This is a genomic window from Actinoplanes sp. CA-252034, from assembly GCF_050956125.1.
Taxonomy (GTDB): Bacteria; Actinomycetota; Actinomycetes; order Mycobacteriales; family Micromonosporaceae; genus Actinoplanes.
The window spans coordinates 6,938,856-6,944,009 of record NZ_CP191846.1 but is presented as its reverse complement, the minus strand read 5'-3'; the positions used below and the strand labels follow the sequence as shown (position 1 = coordinate 6,944,009).

Annotated in this window: 1 protein-coding gene and 1 pseudogene; one reads left to right on the top strand and one right to left on the bottom strand. The window is 73.8% G+C overall.

Annotated features, from left to right (window positions below; all coding sequences use genetic code 11):
* Positions 1-31: 31 nt before the first annotated feature.
* The gene (locus ACQPZW_RS31860; protein ID WP_433789720.1) at positions 32-265 is read right to left on the bottom strand and encodes a zinc-binding dehydrogenase; all 234 of its coding nucleotides are present in this window, start codon (positions 263-265) and stop codon (positions 32-34) included.
* A 487-nt stretch (positions 266-752) separates the two neighbouring features.
* On the opposite strand from ACQPZW_RS31860, the pseudogene ACQPZW_RS31855 reads away from it, so the two are divergent.
* Positions 753-5,153: pseudogene (locus tag ACQPZW_RS31855) on the top strand (type I polyketide synthase); the annotation flags it as partial.
* Position 5,154: the final 1 nt, after the last annotated feature.

The window sequence follows — 5,154 nt, the reverse complement described above, 5'->3', positions numbered from 1 at the left end:
TCGACCCGTCCGGCCGTCCCCTCGCCGTCGCTCACACCGTGCGGCGACGGGACGGCCGGCGGCCGGGATCCTCTCCGAGGAGAAGCAAGGTCTTCCCCACGGCGGTACGGCCCTCGATCGCAGCGTGCGCCTCGGCGGCCTGCTCCAGCGAGAAGGTCTGCCCGATGAGCGGCCGGATGATCCCCTCCGCGGCCAGTGACATGATCTGGCTCGCCCAGCGCGGCACCCGCCGTCCGAACCCGAAGAGCTGTTCGATGCCGAGCACCGTCACACCGGCCGAGCCAAGCCGGGTCGACCCGCGCGCCGACCTCGCTGACCCGTCGGGCCACCAGACCGCCCGGCACGTGCGGCAGCCGTGGCCGCTCATGCCACCTGTCGGTGCCGCGCCGGATCTGCGTCTCGACGAAGGACACGCCGGCCACCGCCACCTCGACCACCACCTGGTCCGGGCCGGCCACCGGATCCGGCGCCCACCCGGGAACCAGCACCTCGGGGCCGCCGAAATCGACGGCCTGAACCACTCTCATGACGCCTGCTCCCTGTCGTTCGCGCGTGGCGGACACCGGAGAGCATGCGATCTCGAGTCAGGTTGAGGTCAACCCGGGCAGTCCACTGCTCAGCGATGAGCGTGCGGACCGTAAGGGAACGGTAGGGGTTGGAAGGGGCCGGGGACGCTCCTAGCGTCCGCGACGGTGCCGCCGGTGTGTGCGGCACCGTCCCGGAACCCCGCAGTGAGGTGACGCGTGTCGTCGAGTGAGCAGAAGCTTCGGGAATACCTGAAGCGGGTTACCGCCGATCTGCACCAGACACGTCTACGGCTGGCCGAGATCGAGGCCGGCGCCGGTGAGCGGGAGCCGATCGCGATCGTCGGGATGGCCTGCCGCTATCCGGGCGGGGTGACCACACCGGACGAGCTGTGGGAACTCGTCGCACAGGGACGCGACGGCATCGGCTTCTTCCCCGGCAACCGCGGCTGGGACCTGGACGGGCTCTACCACCCCGACCCGGACCACCCGGGCACCTCGTACGCCCGTGAGGGCGGCTTCCTCTACGACGCCGCCGACTTCGACCCCGACCTGTTCGGGATCTCGCCGCGTGAGGCGCTCGCCATGGACCCGCAGCAGCGGCTGCTCCTGGAGACCGCGTGGGAGACCCTGGAAACCGCCGGCGTCGACCCGCTCGGCCTGCGCGGCAGCCGGACCGGCGTCTACGTCGGCATGATGTACCACGACTACGCCGCCCGCCCGGGCCTCGACGTGCCCGACGAGGTGGAGGCCTACCTCGGCACCGGCAACTCGGGCAGTGTCGCCTCCGGGCGCATCGCCTACACCCTCGGCCTGGAGGGCCCGGCCCTCACCATCGACACCGCCTGCTCGTCGTCGCTGGTGGCCCTGCACCTCGCGGTCCGGGCGCTGCGGTCCGGCGAGTGCGATCTGGCGCTCGCGGGCGGGGTGGCGGTGATGGCCACCCCGGAGACGTTCATCGGCTTCTCGCGTCAGCGCGGTCTGGCCGCCGACGGGCGGTGCAAGTCGTTCGCGGCGGCCGCCGACGGCACCGGCTGGGGTGAGGGCGCCGGGATGCTGCTGGTCGAGCGGCTCTCCGACGCGCGGAAGCACGGTCACCGGGTGCTCGCCGTGGTGCGCGGGACGGCGGTCAACTCCGACGGCGCGTCCAGTGGGCTCACCGCCCCGAACGGGCCGGCCCAGCAGCGGGTCATCCGGCAGGCGCTCGCCGACGCGGGGCTGACCACGGCCGACGTCGACGCGGTCGAGGCGCACGGCACGGGGACCACCCTCGGTGATCCGATCGAGGCACAGGCGCTGCTGGCCACGTACGGCAGGGAAAGAGATCGTCCGCTCCGCCTGGGATCGATCAAGAGCAACATCGGGCACACCCAGGCGGCGGCCGGCGCCGCGGGCATCATCAAGATGGTTCAATCCCTGCGGTACGGCCTCCTGCCCGCCACCCTCCACGTGGACGCGCCCACCCCCGCCGTGGACTGGTCGGCCGGCCGGGTGGAACTGCTCACCCGCGCCGAGCCGTGGCCTGCCGGGGATCGGCCGCGCCGGGCCGGGATCTCGTCGTTCGGCATCAGCGGCACCAACGCGCACGTGATCATCGAGGAGGCCCCGCCCGCCCTCGACGAGCGGACCGCGCCGGCCGCCCCGGCGGCACCCGGCAGCCCGGCCCTGATCCCGGCCGTTTCCCAAGTTGCGGCGGCTGGACCGATCGTTCCTCTGGTGGTGAGCGGCCCCGACGAGGACGCCGCACGCCGTCAGGGTGACCGGCTGCTGCGCCACCTCGCCGAGCATCCGGACCTGAACCGCGTCGATGCGGCCTGGTCGGCGACGTTGCGGGCTGCGCTTCCGCACCGGGCCGTGCACCTGAACGAGACGGACCCGCCGGTCCGTGGGGTCGCGGCGCGCGGCAAGCGGGTATTCCTCTTCACCGGCCAGGGCTCGCAGCGGGCCGGCATGGGCCTCGGCCTGTACGCGGCGTTCCCGGTCTACGCCGAGACGTTCGACCGGGTCGCCCTGCACATCGACAAACACCTGGACCGGCCTCTCGCCGACGTGCTCGCCGACGACGAGCTGATCAACCGGACCGGTTACGCCCAGCCCGCGATCTTCGCGGTCGAGGTGGCGCTGCACGCGCTGCTGGCGTCGTGGGGTGTGCGCCCGGACGTGCTGGTCGGCCACTCGATCGGCGAGATCGCCGCGGCTCACGTGTCCGGGGTGTTCTCGCTTGCCGACGCGGCGACGCTGGTCACCGCGCGGGGCCGGCTCATGCAGGCGCTGCCCGCGGGCGGGGCTATGCTGGCCGTGCAGGCCTCCGAAGCGGAGGTGCGGGCTGCTTTCCCGTCGATCGACATCGCGGCAGTGAACGGGCCGGCCTCGGTCGTCGTCTCCGGCGACGAATCCAACGTCTCCGAGATCGCCGCACACGGGTGGAAGACTTCGCGGCTGCGGACCAGTCACGCCTTCCATTCGCGGCTGATGGACCCGATGCTGCCGGAGTTCGAGCGGATCGTCCGGACGTTGACGTTCACGCCGGGTCACGGCCGATGGTCGGATCCGGCCTACTGGGTGTCGCACGTGCGGGAAACTGTCCGGTTCGCGGATGCGGTGGCACAGATGAGCCAGGGCCACAGTGGTCCACGTACCTCGAACGCGGCCGATGCGGTGTCCCGGGCGCCACTCGCGAACGGTGTGCGTTTCGTCGAGTTGGGGCCGGATGCGGTGCTGTCGGCGATGGTCGAGGGTGCGGTTCCGCTGCTGCGGCGCGGGCGCGACGAGGTGACCACAGCGCTGACCGCGCTGGCGAGCCTGTACGTCACCGGCACGCCGGTCGACTGGGCCGCTGTCATCCCCGGCGGCCGCCGCGTCGACCTGCCCACCTACGCCTTCCACCGGCGCCGGTTCTGGCTGGACTCGGCACAGCCCGGCACCGAGCGGTGGCGGTATCGCGTCGAGTGGCGGCCCGTCCCGATGCCGGACACCACCGTCGGCGGGCAATGGCTCGTGCTCGGCGACGACTCCCTGGCCGAGGCGATGCGGGCGGCCGGCGCCGACGTGGTCACCGAGCCGGCCGACGGCGGCGTGGCCCCGGCGATGGGGGCGGCCGGTGGCCTGGACGGGGTGCTGGCCGCGGTCGGCACCGCCGCCGAGATCCTTGCGGTCGTCCAGCTGGGAATCGACGCGCCCCACTGGTTCGTCACCTCCGGGGCGGGGGACCTCGACACCGCCGCCACCTGGGGACTGGCCCGCGTCTTCGCGCTCGAGCACCCGGCCCGCTGGGGTGGCATCGTCGACGTCACCGGCGACTTCGATCCGGCCGTCCTCGGCGGGACCGAGGACCAGATCGCCGCCGGCCCCGGACGGCTTCTTGCGCGACGGCTGGCGCGCGTGGCCGTACCGGATGATGCTCCTCGATGGCGGCCCACCGGAACCCTGCTGATCACCGGGGGCACCGGCGGCCTCGGCACCGAGGTGGCCCGCTGGGCCGCCCCGCACGCCGACCGGATCGTCCTGGTCTCCCGCCGCGGCGGCGTCACCGACCTGCCCAACGCCGAGGTGCACGCCTGCGACCTGGCCGACCGGGCCGCCGTCGAGGCGCTGCTAGTCGCGGTCGGCCCGGTCGACGCGGTGATCCACGCCGCCGGTGTCAGCACCGACGTGCCGCTGGCCGCCGAGGATCCGGCACACCTGCGCGCCGTCGCGGCCGGGAAACTCGACGGGGCGGCGCACCTCGACGAGCTGCTGCCGGACGTACCGCTGATCGTCTTCTCCTCGATCGCCGGGGTGTGGGGCGCCGGTGAGCAGGCCGCCTACGCCGCCGCGAACGCCGCCCTGGACGCGCTCGTCGCCCGCCGCCGCGCCCGCGGCGGCCCCGGCACCGCGATCGCCTGGGGACCGTGGGCCCGGGTCGGGATGGCCGCCGACGACACGGTCGCCGACCGGCTCCGCAAACGCGGCCTGAACCCGATGTCACCCGAGCGTGCCCTGGAGGCGCTCGGTGTCGCGGTCGGCGCCGGGGACGTGGCCGTCACGGTCGCCGACGTGGACTGGGAACGGTTCGTGCCGGTCTTCTCGGCCGCCCGGGAACGGCCGCTCTTCGCCGACCTCGCGCCTGTGCCGGAGAAACCCGCGGCCGCGGTCCCCGGTGACCTGGCCGACCTGCCTCCGGACGAGCGGGCCCGGACGCTGCTGCGCCTGGTCCGCGACGAGGTGGCGGCCGTGCTCGGGCACAGCTCCGGCAGCGCCGTCGCGGCCGGGCGGGCCTTCACCGAGCTCGGCTTCGACTCGCTGACCGCCGTCCAGCTGCGCGACCGGCTGCTGGCCGCGACCGGGCTGCCGCTGTCGCCGACGCTCGTCTTCGACTACCCGAACGCGGAGCTGCTGGCCGCGTACCTCGACGAACTGATCGCACCCGCCGCCGACGAGCCGGGCCGCACCGACGCCGACATCCGCGCGGCGCTCGCCGCGATCCCGGTCGACCGGCTGCGCGCATCTGGGCTGCTGCCCCGCCTGCTGCGGCTCGCACCGGCCGACACCGAGCCCGCCGCACCGGAACCGGCCGGCGACCTCGACGCCATGGACATCGACGACCTGGTGAAACTCGCCCTCGGCGCCGCACCGACCGACACGGAGTAAA